11 protein-coding genes are annotated in these 14,531 nt (G+C 74.5%); 7 read left to right on the top strand and 4 right to left on the bottom strand.

Features of this window, described 5'->3' with window-relative positions; genetic code table 11:
• The first annotated feature begins 4 nt into the window (after positions 1-4).
• Genes OG373_RS09765 through OG373_RS09755 form a run of 3 tightly spaced genes read left to right on the top strand, consistent with a single transcriptional unit; the run spans position 5 to position 3,007 of the window.
• Positions 5-1,933: an HAD-IIIC family phosphatase gene (locus OG373_RS09765; RefSeq protein WP_405437510.1), complete on the top strand. Its 1,929-nt coding sequence runs from the start codon at positions 5-7 to the stop codon at positions 1,931-1,933.
• The gene (locus OG373_RS09760; RefSeq protein ID WP_405437509.1) at positions 1,920-2,156 is read left to right on the top strand and encodes a phosphopantetheine-binding protein; all 237 of its coding nucleotides are present in this window, start codon (positions 1,920-1,922) and stop codon (positions 2,154-2,156) included. Before OG373_RS09765 ends, OG373_RS09760 begins: the two co-directional genes overlap by 14 nt.
• Positions 2,153-3,007: a 4'-phosphopantetheinyl transferase superfamily protein gene (locus tag OG373_RS09755; protein ID WP_052871917.1), complete on the top strand. Its 855-nt coding sequence runs from the start codon at positions 2,153-2,155 to the stop codon at positions 3,005-3,007. The genes OG373_RS09760 and OG373_RS09755 overlap by 4 nt, the downstream gene beginning before the upstream one ends.
• A gap of 15 nt (positions 3,008-3,022) precedes the next feature.
• Here OG373_RS09755 and OG373_RS09750 read toward each other — a convergent pair whose 3' ends face one another.
• Positions 3,023-4,060 (bottom strand): LuxR C-terminal-related transcriptional regulator, encoded by a 1,038-nt coding sequence (locus OG373_RS09750; protein WP_030389782.1) that lies wholly within the window; start codon positions 4,058-4,060, stop codon positions 3,023-3,025.
• Between the two features lie 236 nt (positions 4,061-4,296).
• Between OG373_RS09750 and OG373_RS09745 the strand changes: the two genes are divergently transcribed.
• A complete protein-coding gene (locus tag OG373_RS09745) occupies positions 4,297-4,422 on the top strand; it encodes a hypothetical protein (RefSeq protein ID WP_405437506.1) in 126 nt (41 codons plus the stop codon).
• 24 nt (positions 4,423-4,446) lie between these two features.
• Here the strand turns inward: OG373_RS09745 and OG373_RS09740 are convergent, their stop codons facing one another.
• Positions 4,447-5,175, bottom strand: a complete 729-nt coding sequence (locus OG373_RS09740; protein WP_397729818.1) for a 4'-phosphopantetheinyl transferase — start codon at positions 5,173-5,175, stop codon at positions 4,447-4,449.
• Between the two features lie 307 nt (positions 5,176-5,482).
• Between OG373_RS09740 and OG373_RS09735 the strand changes: the two genes are divergently transcribed.
• The 3 genes from OG373_RS09735 to OG373_RS09725 all read left to right on the top strand — a co-directional run bounded on the left by OG373_RS09735 (position 5,483) and on the right by OG373_RS09725 (position 10,400).
• Positions 5,483-6,310 (top strand): metallophosphoesterase family protein, encoded by an 828-nt coding sequence (locus tag OG373_RS09735; RefSeq protein WP_405437504.1) that lies wholly within the window; start codon positions 5,483-5,485, stop codon positions 6,308-6,310.
• 169 nt (positions 6,311-6,479) lie between these two features.
• Positions 6,480-9,227, top strand: a complete 2,748-nt coding sequence (locus OG373_RS09730) for a LuxR C-terminal-related transcriptional regulator (RefSeq protein ID WP_405437502.1) — start codon at positions 6,480-6,482, stop codon at positions 9,225-9,227.
• Positions 9,228-9,449: 222 nt separating this feature from the next.
• Positions 9,450-10,400, top strand: a complete 951-nt coding sequence (locus tag OG373_RS09725) for a polyprenyl synthetase family protein (protein WP_405437500.1) — start codon at positions 9,450-9,452, stop codon at positions 10,398-10,400.
• Between the two features lie 137 nt (positions 10,401-10,537).
• Here the strand turns inward: OG373_RS09725 and OG373_RS09720 are convergent, their stop codons facing one another.
• Together OG373_RS09720 and OG373_RS09715 are read right to left on the bottom strand one after the other, a co-directional pair.
• Entirely contained in the window at positions 10,538-12,262 is a 1,725-nt protein-coding gene (locus tag OG373_RS09720; RefSeq protein WP_405437498.1) for an AMP-binding protein, read from the bottom strand.
• Positions 12,253-14,523 carry an ATP-binding protein gene (locus OG373_RS09715; protein ID WP_405437496.1) on the bottom strand — a complete coding sequence of 757 codons (2,271 nt, stop codon included), beginning with the start codon at positions 14,521-14,523 and terminating at the stop codon, positions 12,253-12,255. Before OG373_RS09715 ends, OG373_RS09720 begins: the two co-directional genes overlap by 10 nt.
• Between the last annotated feature and the right edge of the window lie 8 nt (positions 14,524-14,531).

Below are 14,531 nucleotides of genomic sequence, written 5' to 3'. Positions count from 1 at the left end.
GGCCATGGCGACGGCACTGGAGCAGCTGCGCGACCTGCGCGCGCAGGGCCTGCTGGAGAAGGCGTACGACCGGGTGCCGGCGCTGCTCGCGCAGGAGGACGCGGCCGGGGCCGCCGTGGCGACTGCGGGGCGGCTGCTCGCCGGGGCCGACCCCGAAGCCGTGCTGGAGCACCATCCGGGGACGCCCGTCGTGACCGTGGCCGTCACCGGCCAGTCCACGGTGGGCCACGTCGTCGATCCGCTCCGGGGCGAACTGGCCCGCCACGGAATGTTGTTGCGTGCCGTGCTCGGGGAGCACGGTACCTACCTGCGCGACCTGACCGACCCCGGCAGCGAGTTGTGGCGGGCCGCACCGGAGCTCACCCTGTGCCTGCTCGACGCCGAGACGGTGTTCTCGCAGGTCCCCCCGGTGTGGCGGGTCGAGGACGTGGAGCGCGCGGGTCAGGAGGTGCTCGACCGGTGCGCCGCGCTGGTGGCCGGGGCCCCCGGCATGCTGGTGCTCAACACCGTCCCGCTGCCGCGCAGCTACAGCCACCAGCTCGTCGACCACCGCTCCCGGGCCCTTCTCGGGGCCGTGTGGCGGGAGTTCAACGCGCGGCTGCTGCGCCTCGCCGGGTCCGCGACCCGGCTCGTGGTGATCGACCTCGAACCACTGGCCGGGGAGGGCGGGCCGGTCACCGACCCGCGCCTGGCCCGCCACGCCGGGGTCCAGCTCGGCGCCGGACTCCTCGCGGCGTACGCCCGCGAGATCGGCCACCTGGCCCGTGCGGTACGCGGCCGGGTCCGCAAGTGCCTGGTGCTCGACCTCGACAACACCCTGTGGGACGGGGTGCTCGGCGACGACGGACCCGACGGGATCGCGGCGGCCGGCACCCTGCGGGGGGAGGCGTTCGGCGCCTTCCAGAAGTGCGTCAAGCAGCTCGCCTCCCAGGGCGTGCTGCTGGCGGTGAGCAGCAAGAACGACGAGGGTCCGGTCCTGGAGGCACTGAACAACCACCCGGATCTCGTGCTGCGCGAGAGGGACTTCGCAGCCGTCAATGCGAACTGGGAGCCCAAGGACGGCAATCTGGCCGACATCGCCCGGGCGCTGGACCTCGGCACGGACGCCCTGGTCTTCGCCGACGACTCGCCGGCCGAACGCGCCCGGGTGCGGCTCGGCGCGCCGGAAGTGGCGGTCGTGGCGCTCGACGAGGAACCCGCGTTGCACGTCACCCGGCTGCTGGCCGACGGCTGGTTCGACACCCTGGCCCTGACCGACGAGGACCGGGCGAGGGGAGGCGAGTACCGCAGGCAGCGCGAGCGCCGGGCGCTGCACGCCGGTTCGGGCTCGCACGAGGAGTTCCTCCGGGCCCTGGGGGTCGCCGTCGCCCTTGCGCCGCCCCGGCGCCACGAATTCGCCCGCGTGTCCCAATTGACCTTGCGTACCCATCAGTTCAACCTGACCGGAGGGGGCCATTCGGAATCCGACCTGGCCGCCCTGGCGGCCGACCCGCAGCGGCTGCTGCTCGCCGCCCGCAGTGCGGACCGGTTCGGTGACAACGGTCTGGTCGGAGCGGTGCTCGGGACCGTCGCCGAGGGGGTGCTGCATCTGGACAACATGTGGCTCAGCTGCCGGGTGCTCGGGCGCGGGGTCGAGCAGGCCTGCCTCGCGGTGCTGCTGGCCCGGGCCCGCGCACTCGGACTCTCCGCGGTGACCGCCGCCTACGTGCCCACCGTCCGCAACCACCGGGCCCGCGAGGTCTATCCGTCCTGCGGGTTCACGCAGGCGGCTTCCCCCGACGGCTCCGCCGGATCCGGCGGAACCAACGGGTCCGCCGGATCCGTTGACAGGAAGCTGGAGTTCCACCACGACCTGACGCGGCTGCCGGACGTCCCCGTGCACGTGCGCATCACCGAAACCCCTGGCGGAGGGAGGGCCGATGGGCCTCGATAGCCTCGATGTGTTCCTGCGGACGGTCCGCGACGACCTCGGCCTCGACATCGCCGTTCCCGGGGGCGCGGACACCCGACTGGTGGACCTGCCCGGCTGGGACTCGCTGAACCTGCTCCGCCTGGTGGCGCTCCTGGAGGAGTCCGGCCACCGGGTCCCGGTACATCGTCTGCTGGAGGCGTACACCCTCCGGGACATCCACACCCTCGTGAAGGAGTACGCATGACCGCCCCGGGCAGCCCCTCGCTCGGCCCGCCGCTGGGTGAGCCCGTCGCCGTGGTACCGGGAGGCGACTCGTGGGACCGGGTCAGAGAGGACCTCGCCACCCACGGCACGGCGCTGGTCTACGCCTGGCTGAAGGACCTGGAGCCACAGGTGCCGTCCGGCGAAGGACTGCGCGAGCTGCTCGGCCGTGACTGGACGCGCTACCTCGACCTGACGCACGCCGATGTGCGCGGCCGCTACATCGCCTCCCGGATGCTCCTGAAACACGCGGCGAGCGCGGTGCTCGACAGCGATCCCGCGGACCTGGAGCTCGCCTACGGCCCGACCGGCCGCCCGTACCTGCGCGGCTGCGACCAGATCGACATCAGCCTGAGCCACACCGAGGACCTGCTGCTGGTGGGCCTGACGACCTGCGGGCTGATCGGGGTGGACGCCGAGCGCGCCGACCGCGAGATGCACGGCAGCGGACTGGGCCGGCACATCTGCACCCCTTACGAATCCGTGCTGCTGTCCGGGATGCCGCAGGCCGAGCGCAACGACGCCCTCGTACGGCTGTGGACCCTCAAGGAGGCCTACAGCAAGGCGATCGGGCAGGGCATGCAGTTCCGCTTCACGGAGTTCGGCTTCGGCCCGGACGGCAGGGCCGTGCGGGTCCAGCGGCCGGACGGGACCGCCGGGACCGGGGACGAGTGGATCTTCCGCACGTTCCAGGTCGCCGACGGCTACGTCGTCAGTGCGGCGGTCTACGACGCGGGCTTCGGCCGGCTCCAGGACGCCCACGTCACGACGATGCTCGACCAGGACTGCGTGGACGCCATCACCGAGGCGCTCGACGAGGCGTCCGGCCCCTGAGCCGCATCGCCGGGATCACGACATGGAGGGCGTCGGCCCCCCGGAGAGCATCTCCTGCCGGGCGGCGTTGTAGCCCGCCTGGAAGCGGCTGGTCGCCTCCAGCTCCTCGGTGATCTCGGCGATGTGGCGCCGGCAGGTGCGCACGGACATGCCGAGCCGGCGGGCGACCATCTCGTCCTTGTAGCCCTTGGTCATCAACCGGATGATCGACCACTTGAGTTCGTCGGAGGAGGCGGGGGAGCGCTGGGACTCGACGACGTACGGAGAGGCGCCGTCCCACAGGTACTCGAAGACGGAACACAGGAACGCCACGAGCGTGGGCTCGCGGACGATCGCCGCCCCGGGGATGCGTTCACCGGCGGAGCGTTCCGGCAGGAAGGCCACCTCCCGGTCGTAGATGATCAGCCGGTCGATGACTTCGTCGGCGGTACGGATCTCCGCACCCTGCTCGGTGACCTCGCGGACGTAGCTCCGGGTGGGCAGGTCGTTGCGCGCGGTGTGCTGGTAGATGGTCCGGATCGCCACGCCCCGCGAGAGGGTCGTCAGCGCCGACTCGCGGGCCGAGGCGAGCGCGTACGCCGGCCGCGCGCCGCCGGGCTGGACCGTCAGCAGCTCGGTCTTGCAGTTCTGGGTCAGGTGGTTGAGCATCGACTGGATCCGCGAGACGTCGGTGATGACGTCGAAGGCCTCCAGACGATTGCGCACCCGGCGGCCCTCGAAGTACAGGGGCGTCAGGGACAGCAGCTTCGCCCGGACGTCGGTGACCGCCTGCTGGAGGTCGCGTATGTGCCGCTCGGCGGGCGCGACCAGCGACGCGGCGGCCACGTCGGGGGTGACCGGGGTCAGCGCGGACGGGTTCCCCGGCATGGACTGCAGCAGGCGGACCCCGGTCAGCACCTGCTCCACCCGGGCGATCTCCTGGGGTGTCAGCGACAGCTGCTCGGCGATCTGGTCGCGTAAGAAACGGCCGCACTCGACCGCGAGACCGTACGCCGCCGCACTGACATCGTCCAGCTCGGCGAACCCGGAATCCGGCCCTTCCCCAGTAACCATCTCAGCCCCCGCTGGTTGGTGTATTAGCTGCCACGTAACTTTACGCCAACGTACCGCCCTTGGCGTGATTGATCGAGATCGAGCACTCTGTTCGCATCACCTGGAGCCGCCGAGCGGGAAGTGTCGGACGGGGCGGGTGAGCGGTTCTCGATCTTCGACTGGGGGAAGTCGTGCGGATAATTTCCGTTAAGGTATCTTCGATTTACTTGACTGCCGTGGCGAGTGTGGTATTGGCGATGGGAGTTCAGGCTGTGTCGGGGCCGGTGGCTGCGAACGCGTCCGTTCAGTCCGTGACCGCCGTCGTCCCCGAGGGGGAGGAGCCGGTTCCGGTCGCCACCCCCGAGGACGACCAGTGGACGTGACCCGGCGCCCCTGACGAGCCCGGTTCAAAAAGCGCTCCCCGCACGGCAGATGCGGGGAGCGCTTCTCCGTACCGGAGCACCCGCGGCGGCCAGCCGGACGGCCGGCACCGCGATCGCACTCAGCAGTACGCCGTTCTCCGCCGACCAGCGGCCGCTGAACACGGTCGGTCCGGCCGGGGAGAGCGTCTCGGGATCCGGCAGCAGCCGGGCACGGAAGGTCTGTTCGTCGGGGTCGACGCTCACCAGGGCGTCGGTGAAGTCGAGTTCCTGGCCCGTGAGCGGGAACCAGGTCTTGTAGACGGCCTCCTTGATGCTGAACAGCAGCCGGTCCCACGCGACCCCGGGCGCCTCCTCCCCCAGCTCCCGCACGTGCCGGAGCTCCTGGGGCAGCGCTATCGAGTCGAGCACCCCCTCCGGCATCGGGGCGTTGGGCTCCGCGTCGACACCGACCGAGGCGAACTCGGCGCTGTGCGCCAGAGCCACGCCCCGGAACCCGGCGCAGTGGGTCATCGACCCCACGACCGAAGGCGCCCACTGCGGGGCGCCCCGCCGTCCCGGCACCACGGGAGCCGGGGGCAGCCCCAGCATTCCCATGGCGCGACGGGCGCACCACCGGACCGTGCCGAACTCCAGACGCCGCTTGGGTACGGCGTTCCGGATCAGGAACTCCTCCTCGGGGTAGAGGAAGACGTCGGCGGGATCGGTGGTGGATTCGGCGGTCGCGACGTTCGCGGGCAGGAGCTTTGTGAGCACGGCGTTCCCTCGGGTCGCTGGTTCGGTCCGACAGCTCCCACGCTCGCCCGGCCGCCCCGCCGCGACCAGGAACGAAGGGCCAGGTCAGCCCGATCGGCGCCCGGGACGCCCGATCCCTCCCAGGCTGCTGCCATCCACCGGCCCGCGCGCCCCCTCCCTGCCGGGAGGCCGGGAGCCGACCCGCCGGCATTGCCATCCCCCTGTCATGTGCCCGGCGTCGGGTCGCAAACGGCAATTGAGGGGTGGGGAAGGGGTGTTCAACGGCCGCCGGGCCGTCCACACTCACGGAATGCCGCACGGAAACCTCATGGGTATCAGTGACCTCCATGTCGGATTCCCGGAGAACCGCCGGATCGTCCAGGAGCTCTATCCCGACAGCCCCGCCGACTGGCTCGTCGTGGCCGGCGACGTGAGCGAGTCGCTCGACGATCTCCGGTGGGTGCTCGACCTCCTCACGCGGCGCTACGCCACCGTGGTCTGGGCGCCGGGAAACCACGAACTGTGGACCATGCGTGACGATCCGCATCCACTGCGCGGAGAGGCCCGCTACCGAAGGCTCGTCGAGATCTGCCGCTCCTTCGGCGTGCACACTCCGGAAGACCCTTACCCCGTCTGGTCGGGACCGGGCGGACCCCTCGTGGTGGCCCCCCTCTTCCTGCTGTACGACTACACCTTCCGTACGCCCACGGCCGCCACCAAGGAGCAGGCGCTGGAGCAGGCGTACGAGGCCGGGGTGGTGTGCAGCGACGAGTTCATGCTGCACCCCGACCCCTACGCCTCGCGCGAGGCCTGGTGCCGGGCCCGGGTCGCCGCGACCGAGGAACGGCTCGCGGCATGCGACCCCGACCTGCGCACGGTGCTCGTCAACCACTTCCCGCTGGTCCGTGACCCCACCGACATCCTGCGCCACCCCGAGTTCGCCCAGTGGTGCGGAACCGAGCTCACCGCCGACTGGCACACCCGCTTCCGCGCCGCCGCCGTCGTCTACGGCCACCTGCACATCCCGCGCACCACCTGGTACGACGGCGTGCGCTTCGAGGAGGTCTCCGTCGGCTATCCCCGCGAGTGGCAGACCCCCGGCCACCCGCGCGATATCCCGCGCCGTATCTTTCCCGCCGGCCGCCGCGGTGATTGATGCCTGGCAGCTTCCGGCCACCGTGGGGCGCCCTCGCCCGAGAACTCCGGGCCTAGACTGATCCGGAATTCTCGCTCGATCACTGCTCGAACACCCCTGTTCCGTATACGCAATTCTCCTTTCGAATGCGCGGAATGCGGAAGAGGGACACTGGGGGACTCTTATGGTGTTGTTCCGCCGTGCCGAGGAACATTCTCTGCTGTCCGCACTGCTCGACCGCTGCTGCGCGGAAGGAAATTCCGCGCTCGTTCTCGTCGAGGGCGCGGTCGGCTGCGGAAAGAGCGAATTCCTGGAAATGGCCGCCGGAGAGGCCGAGACGCGGGGCGCCCTCGTGCTGCGCGCCGTCGGAACCCCGGACGAGCGCGGTCACCCGCTGGGTGTCCTGGGCCAGCTGACCGCCGACGCCCCGGCCGGAGCACTGCCCCCGGTGTCCGCACCGGAGACGGCCGAACGGGTCGGCGCCATGCGGGCCTTCGCCGCCGCCGTTCGCGAACTGAGCACTTCCGTGCCGGTGGTGATCTGCGTCGACGACCTGCACCACGTCGACGGGCTCTCCAGCCGCTACCTGCTCCACCTCGCGCGCGGAACCCGCCGGTCCAGGGTCCTGCTGCTGCTCGCCGGATCCGCGCACGAACGCGGCGAGGACCCGCTGCTGCGCACCGAACTGCTGCGCCTGCCCCACTTCGTGCCGCTGCGCCTGGCGCCGCTCGCACCCGGGGCGATCCGAGCGATGCTGCCCGACCGCACCGGGCCCGGTGCGGTCGGGACCGGGGCCGCGGGCGAGGGCAGTACCGACAGCGAGGCAGCGGTCGAGATCGAGGCCGAGGCCGACCGGCTGTACGAGGTCAGTGGTGGTAACCCGCTGCTCCTGCGGGCCCTGCTCCAGGACCCGCAGGCCCGCCCCGGCGAGGCCTACGCCCAGGCCGTCCTCGCCTGCCTGCACCGCTGCGGCCCCGCCACCGCCGAACTGGCCGCCGCGATCGCCGTACTGGACGACCTGGCGACGCCCGCGCACCTCGCACGGCTGAGCGGCGCCACCGAAGCCGCCGCCGACCGGGCCCTCGCGGCGCTCGGAGCCGCCGGACTGCTCGCCCCCGCGAGCCGGCCGGGCCTGCGCCACCCGGCCGCGCGGGCCGCCGTACTCGACCGGCTGGACCCGGCCGGCCGAGCGGCCCTGCACCGGGAGGCCGCCCAGCTGGCCCGCGCGTCCGGGGCGCCCGACACCGCGGTCGCCGGACAGCTCCTCGCCGCACGGCACACCGGCGAGGAATGGGCCCTGCCGGTCCTGCGCTCCGCCGCCGACCAGCACCTCGCCCAGGGCTCCGCCGAGCGGGCCGAGGCCCTCCTGCGGCTCGCCCACGAGGCATGCCCGGACGACGCGCTGCGCGCCGAGGTGGGCATCGAACTCGCCGCCGTCGCGGGGCGCACCGACCCGGCCGCGGCCGAGCAGCACCTCGTGGCCCCGCTGGCCGCCGCGGGCGCCGGCCGGCTCGGCCCCGCCGCCCTCGGCCCGCTGGCCCGGATCCTGGCCGCCCAGGGCCGTATCGACGAGTCGGTCGAGGTACTGGAGCGGCTGGCGGCCGGGGAGGGGCGCCCCGGCGGCGGTCGCGGGGCGGACCCGCTGGACGGCCTCTCGGCGTTCCCCCGGTGGGCGGCCTCCGCCCGCGCCGGCGCACCGGCCGACGCCCGGGCCGCCCGGCTGCCCAGGACCGCCGTCCACCCGGCGGCCCTGTGGACCCTCCCGGTGGAGCCGGAGGAGAGCACGGCCGCCCGGTCCGCCGAGCTGTTCCTCCGGGGCGCGACCCTCGCCGAGGGCACGGTGGAACCGGTGGCCCAGGCACTGCGCACCCTGCTGCACCTGGACGGCGCGGGCCGGGCGGTGCCCTGGTGCGAGGAGTTCGCCCACCGGGCGGCGCGGCGCGGAACCACCGGCTGGCAGGCCGTGTTCGGCGGTCTGCTCGCCGAGGCGCGGATGCGGCTGGGCGACCTGACCGGAGCGGCGGAAACCGCCGAGGAGGTACTGCTGGCGGCGCCGCCGAGCGGCGCCAGCGTCCTGCTGAGCGCCGTCGCGGGCACCCGGGTCCGGGCCCTGGTGGCCATGGGCCGGCTGGAGGAGGCCGGGGCCGTGCTGGCCCGGCCCGTCCCCGCGGGGCCGGCCGCCGGCGTCCACGGGCTGGCCCACCTGCGTGCGCGGGGTCACTACGCGCTGGCGACCAGCCGGTTCCACGCGGCCCTGGGCGACTTCCTGGACATCGGCCGCCACATGAAGCGCTGGGGCCTGGACCGGCCACGGGTCCTGCCCTGGCGCACGGACGCGGCCGAGGCCCTCCTCCGGCTCGGCGAGGCACACCAGGCGGAGCGGTTCCTCGCGGACCAGCTCACCACGCGCGACGCCGCCGACCCCTGGGTGCGCGGCATGACGCTGCGCCTGCGGGCCTCGCTGCGCGAGCCGAAGGAGCGGCAGGCGATGCTGTCCAGGGCCGTCGAGGAACTGCAGCGCTCGGGGGACCGCTACGAACTGGCCCGCACGATGGCCGACTTCGGTCAGGTGCTGCGCGAGGTCGGCGAGCCCGCACGGGCGGCCATGGTCGAGCGCCGGGCCTGGCATCTGGCCGGGGAGTGCGGGGCGGCGGCCCTCTGCGAGCGGATCCTGCCCGGCCACACCGGCGAGGGCGCCGCCGCGGCCGACGCGGCAGACGCGCCGGACGCCGGACTGGTGGCGAGCCTCAGCGAGTCGGAGCGGCGGGTGGCGCTGCTCGCGGTGCACGGCCACACCAACCGTGAGATCGCCAAGAAGCTCTACATCACCGTGAGCACGGTGGAGCAGCACCTGACACGTGTCTACCGCAAGCTGGACATCCCCGGCCGGCAGGCCCTCCCGGTCGACCTCCACCCGGGGGTGCCCGAGTCGGCCTGAGTCCGCGGGAGGCGCGGGGGGTGCGGCGGAGCGCGGCGCCGTGGCGGCAGGGGCATGGCAAGGTCATGGCAAGCCGGGTTCGCCGCCCGTCCGACTGGCAGACATCTGGCGTTCGGGGCACGGCTTTCCGCCGGATTCGGCCTGCGAACGCCATCCGGGTGGCTTCCGCGCGCCGCGTCCGGGAAAGTCGGTCATGAGGACGTAGCCCGCAGGGAGGGCACCATGACCACACCGACACACGACCAACCGTGGCGCACCGCGACGCCCGGACAGGTGCGCGACGCCATGCTCGACCGGGTCGAGGAACGACTCGCCCGGCTGTTCGCGCAGGAGCACCGCAACCGGCGTACGTCCGACCCCCGCAGCGCCGTCCTGGTGATGGGCCTGGCCGAGCTCGTCCAGGCCGGCGGCGAGCGGGCCCGGCCGGCGATCTGCGTCACCGGGTACCTCGCCGCGGGTGGCGACCCGGCCGGCGAGGACGCCGTGGCCGCGGCCGCCGCGCTCGAACTCCTGGACACCTGCCTGGTGATCCGCGCGGACGTACGGGACAACGCGCCGCTGCGCCGCGGCATCCCGACCCTCCACATCAGCCACGCCGCCGAGCACGAGCGCAACGGCTGGCGGGGCGAACCGCGCCGGTTCGGGGAGGGCACCGCCGTACTCGCGGGGGATCTCGCCCTGGCCTACGGGGACCGGCTGGCCTTCCGGCTGCCGCACGAAGCCCGGCAGTTGTGGGACGACCTGCGCGCGGAGCGGGCGATCGGCTCGCACCTGGAGGCCGCCGCCGCCACCGAGTACCTCGACGACGCCTGGCCGGGGCAGTGCCTGGAGGGGTGCGGCAGCGGCTGCGGCGCGGGCTGGTACGGGCTGCGCCACTCGCTGCTGATCGGTGCCGCGCTCGCGGGGCGCGAGGACCTGGCCGAGGCCTACGAGGAGTACGCCCGGGCCGTGCACGCCGCCTGGCGCATCCGCGGCTTCCTCAGCGGCGGCCCGGGCTTCGACGGCGACGCGCAGTTCCTGCGCGACGTGTTCTTCGACGGGCAGGCGCGCGAGCGCGCCGAGGAGACGATCGCGAAGCTCGTGGTCCGCGCGGACGAGGTCGTGGCGGCGGCCCCGATCGCCCCCGGCTGGCGTACCGAACTCGGCGCGCTCGCCCGCGAGATCGCGGGTTAGAACCTCGGGTTGCCGGGGCGGCCGGGTACGTCGGGTGCGCGAGCGCCCCTCCGCCCCGTGCGACGGCGCACCGGCCGGCCGGGGCCGCCCCGGAGGCTCGCGGGTCCTGTCCGCCCGGACAAACGAGGGCGCCGCGGTCAGCCCGGGGCGGGCCGCGGGACCCCCGGGCGCAGGCGGGCCAGCCAGCTGCGCAGCGCGCCGCGGCGGATCCGGCCGCCGTCGTCGCGCGGCAGTGCGCCCACGATCTCCAGCCGCGTGGGCAGGAAGGCCTCCGCGATCCCCAGCGAGCTCAGGTGCTCGCGCAGCTCGGCCGGCCCCGGCGGGCGGTCCTGGGCGGTCGGCACCACGACGGCGCAGGGCAGCTCCCCGTGCTCGGGGTCGGTGTAGGCGACGACCGCGGCCTCCCGCACCCGGGGATGGGCCAGCAGCCGGTCCTCCACCTCGGACACGGGCACCATGAAGATGGCGCCCGTGCGGGTCCCCGCCCTGGCCAGGACCCGGATCCCCCCGTGCAGATCGGCCGCCGCCACGTCCCCCGTGTCGAGCCAGCCGTCCCCGTGCTCCCAGGTGGCCACCGGCGCCGGAGCCCCGTGCTGCCAGGTGGCCAGGCAGACCGACGGGCCGCGCACCTTGAGCGCCGACGTCGCGTTCGCCGCCGACACCTCCAGCCCGCGCAGCGGGCGGACGCCGTCACCGCCCTGCGGGGTGTCCCCGGAGAGCGCGCCCATGCCCACCTCGGGCGCCCCCCAGACGGAGAGCACGGGCACGCCGAACACTTCGCGGAGTTCGGCGGCCAGCGGCGCCGGCGTGCTGGTGCGGCCCCCCGACAGCACCAGCCGCAGCCGCTCGGCGTCCCGGGGGCGGCGCCGCTGCGCCGTGACCAGTTCTGCGAGGTAGGCGGGCTCCGCGTACACCTGGTCGACCCCGGTCTCCGCCATCAGGTCCAGGCACCGGCCGGGATCCCACACGTCCTGGTGGACCCCGGTCCCGCCGACCGCCAGCGGCCAGCAGACGGTGTAGATCAGCGAGGCCAGCGAGGTGAGCGGCAGGGTGCTGAGGAAGACCTCGCCCTCCCGCCGCCCCGGGCCGTCGGGGCCGCTCTGGGCGGAGACGTTGGCGTACAGCGTGTTGGGGGAGTGCAGCACCGAGGTGTAGGCGTCCCGCAGCCCCATGACGCTGATCAGCAGGGCGGGCCGGTCGGCCTGCCCGCCGCGCGGCCTGCTCCGCAGCCCCGCCTCGGTGCGCTCGTGCGCCGTGTGCTGGAAGTGGGCGGCGAAGTCCACCGCCCCGGTCGCCGCCGCGTCCCCGAGGACGACCCGGTGGCGCAGCCACGGCAGCCGCTCGGCGAGTTCCGCGAGGGCCTCGGCGTGGGCGAAGCCCTCCCAGACGTCGGGCACCACGCAGATCCGGGCCCGGGTGCCGTCGAGGATCCGGTGCAGCCCGTGGGACCGCACGGTCGGCAGCACCGGAACAGCGACCGCGCCCACCCGCAGGCAGGCGAGGGTGAGCGCCACGGTCTCCCACCAGTTGGGCAGCTGGTACGCGACCGGATCGCCCGGCGCGACCCCGAGCGCGCGCAGCGCCCCGGCGAACCGGTCGACGTAGGTGGCGAGCTGGGCGTAGCCGACCGTGATCCGGCGCCGGTCGGCGGGCAGGTGGGCCCGTTCCGCGACGATGGCCGGACGCTCGGGCACGCGGGCGGCCGTACGGTACAGGTCGTCCAGGAAGGTCTCCGGGCGCCACCAGCCGGCCGCCCGGAACCGGTCCGCGATCTCGGCGGGCGGCACCAGGTCCATGGGACGGTACGGCGTGCGGCCGGAGCGGCCCGCCGTACCGGGCGGGGCGGAGTCCTTCAGGCCCATCGGCCGACCGCCCCGGCGACCTGCACGCGCGAGGAGCAGCCGAGGCGGCGCATCACCTGACGCACGTGGTTGACCACGGTCCACTCGGATATATCCAACTTGGCGGCTATTTGACGATTCGTCATACCCTCGGAGACCAGCAGGGCCACCTGGACCTGGCGCGGGGTGAGCGACCGGTCCTCGGAGGCGGGGGCGGCCGACGGGCGGTGCGAGGGCGCCGGCGCCGACAGGGCCTCCGCCACCGCCTCGGGCACCGTCATCCGTACGCCCTCCGCCCAGGCCACGGCGAAGTCGGTCCAGTCCAGGCGGGCACTGAGCTCCGTACGGGCCCGCTCGGCCGCCGACCGCCACTCGTCCGGCACCTGGGCGCCCGTCTCGGCGCGCAGGGTGTCGGCCGCCGCCAGCAGTCGCACCGTACGCGGCCGCTGCGCGGGCGCGGTACGCATCAGCAGCAGCGAGAACTCCTCCAGCAGACCCGGCAGTTCGGTCCGCTCGCCGACGGCCCCGTAGAGCCGCAGGCTCTCCCGCAGTGCCCGGTCCGCCCGGTCCGGCTCGTCCCCCTCCAGGGCCAGCGCGGCCACCGTCCGCAGGGCGCCCGCCAGGCCCCGGCCGTCGCGGATCCGCCGGAACGCCTCCACCGACCGCTCCAGCGTCTCCTGCGCCTTGCGCCGGTCGCCGTCGGCGCGCAGGGCGGCGGCGAGCGAGGCCGCTGCCGAGGCCGCGCCCCCGGTGACGCCCATCGACTCCAGCGCGCTCAGCGCGGTCACCAGGACGGCCCGCGCGCCCGCCGGATCACCGGATTCCAGCAGGGCCGCCCCGAGACGGGCGGAGGCCAGCGCGTTCTGCCGCCGGTCACCGACGTTCTTGCCCAGGGTCAGCGCGTGCCGGTGCCGGCGTACCGCCTCCTGCGGATCGCCCAGCGCCAGCGCGAGGACGCCGGACAGATCGGCGAGCCGGGCCCGCACCGCTTCCGGCAGCGCGGCCCCGCCCGCCTCGGCGGTGTGGTCGCACCACTCCAGACCCTCCCTGAGCCGCCCCTGGGCCAGCCACGGGAGCCGGTAGCCCAGCACCACGGCGGCGGCCGCCTCGGCGTCGCCCCGCTCGCGCAGCCGGCGCAGGGCGGCGATCACATTCGCGCCCTCGGCCGCCAGCTCCCGCAGCACACGGGCCTGTTCGGTACCCCGCAGGCCCGGCTGGGCGCCGCTCACCAGCGACCGGTAGCGCTCCGCGTGCGCGTCCAGCGCCGCGGCCTCGCCGCCCGAGGCCGCCAGCTCCGCGCGCGCGTGGGACCGTACGGGTTCGGGCACGGCGAGGCGCAGCTCCCCCTGCTCCTCACCCACCACGGCCAGCAGCCCCCGGTCCAGCAGCGTCTCGACGGCCGCCTCGGCCGACAGGCCCGCCGCCCACAGGCCGAAACCGGGCTCGTACACCGAGAGCTGCCCCAGCAGGGCGCGGTCCGTGCCGTCCAGGCCGCGGCAGCTCCACTCGGCGAGGGCGGCGAGCGAGCGGTGCCGCGCGGGCGCGTTCGCCGGCCCGCCCGACAGCATGGTCGTACGGCCGCGCAGCCGGCTCGCCAGCAGGTGCGGCGGGAAGAGCCGCAGTCGGCGCGCGGCCAGTTCCAGGGCCAGCGGCAGTCCGCCCAGCAGCCGGCAGATCTCGGCGACGGCCGCGGCGTTCTCCAGGGTGAGGGCGAAGGCCGGGTCGGCCTCCCGGGCCCGGCGCACGAACAGCGCGACCGAGGCCACCTCCTGGAGCGCGTGCGGATCGGCAGCCGCCGAGGCCGGACCCCGCCGGGGCCCCGGCACCGGCAGCGGCGCCAGGGGCAGCAGCAGCTCCCCGTACACGCCGAGCGGCTCCACGGAGGTGGCCAGGACGAGCACGCGCGGATCGGCGGTGAGCTCCTCGAGGGCCTCGGCCGCGGCCGGGCGCGCCTCGTGGTCGCAGTCGTCGAGCAGCAGCAGGACCCGGCCGGACGCCTCGGACGCCTCGGACTGCTCCGACGACTCCGACGACTCCGAATGTTGCGACAGCTCGGACGGGGCCGGCCAGTCGCCCGGCGCCGTCGCGTCGAGCACCGCTGTGCGGGCGAACTCCCCGCCGACCTTCCGTACGGCCTCCGCGGCCAGCCGGCTCTTGCCCACGCCCGCCCGCCCGGTCACGGTCACCAGGCGCACCAACGGGTCCCGCAGCCGCTCGTGCAGCAGGGCGGTTTCGAGCTCCCGGCCGACGAGCTCGGCCGCCGGGGCGAGGGTCTGCGGCATGGTGTTCC

Source organism: Streptomyces avidinii (genome assembly GCF_045161815.1).
Classification (GTDB): Bacteria; Actinomycetota; Actinomycetes; order Streptomycetales; family Streptomycetaceae; genus Streptomyces; species Streptomyces avidinii.
This window is presented reverse-complemented; position numbering and strand designations above follow the sequence as displayed.

What these genes read in the sequence shown, in the direction of transcription:
- OG373_RS09765 (WP_405437510.1), top strand. Translation starts at nt 5, where the DNA reads ATGGCGACGGCACTGGAGCAGCTGCGCGACCTGCGCGCGCAGGGCCTG.
- OG373_RS09760 (WP_405437509.1), top strand. Translation starts at nt 1,920, where the DNA reads ATGGGCCTCGATAGCCTCGATGTGTTCCTGCGGACGGTCCGCGACGAC.
- OG373_RS09755 (WP_052871917.1), top strand. Translation starts at nt 2,153, where the DNA reads ATGACCGCCCCGGGCAGCCCCTCGCTCGGCCCGCCGCTGGGTGAGCCC.
- OG373_RS09750 (WP_030389782.1), bottom strand. Translation starts at nt 4,060, where the DNA reads ATGGTTACTGGGGAAGGGCCGGATTCCGGGTTCGCCGAGCTGGACGAT.
- OG373_RS09745 (WP_405437506.1), top strand. Translation starts at nt 4,297, where the DNA reads ATGGGAGTTCAGGCTGTGTCGGGGCCGGTGGCTGCGAACGCGTCCGTT.
- OG373_RS09735 (WP_405437504.1), top strand. Translation starts at nt 5,483, where the DNA reads ATGGGTATCAGTGACCTCCATGTCGGATTCCCGGAGAACCGCCGGATC.
- OG373_RS09725 (WP_405437500.1), top strand. Translation starts at nt 9,450, where the DNA reads ATGACCACACCGACACACGACCAACCGTGGCGCACCGCGACGCCCGGA.
- OG373_RS09720 (WP_405437498.1), bottom strand. Translation starts at nt 12,262, where the DNA reads ATGGGCCTGAAGGACTCCGCCCCGCCCGGTACGGCGGGCCGCTCCGGC.
- OG373_RS09715 (WP_405437496.1), bottom strand. Translation starts at nt 14,523, where the DNA reads ATGCCGCAGACCCTCGCCCCGGCGGCCGAGCTCGTCGGCCGGGAGCTC.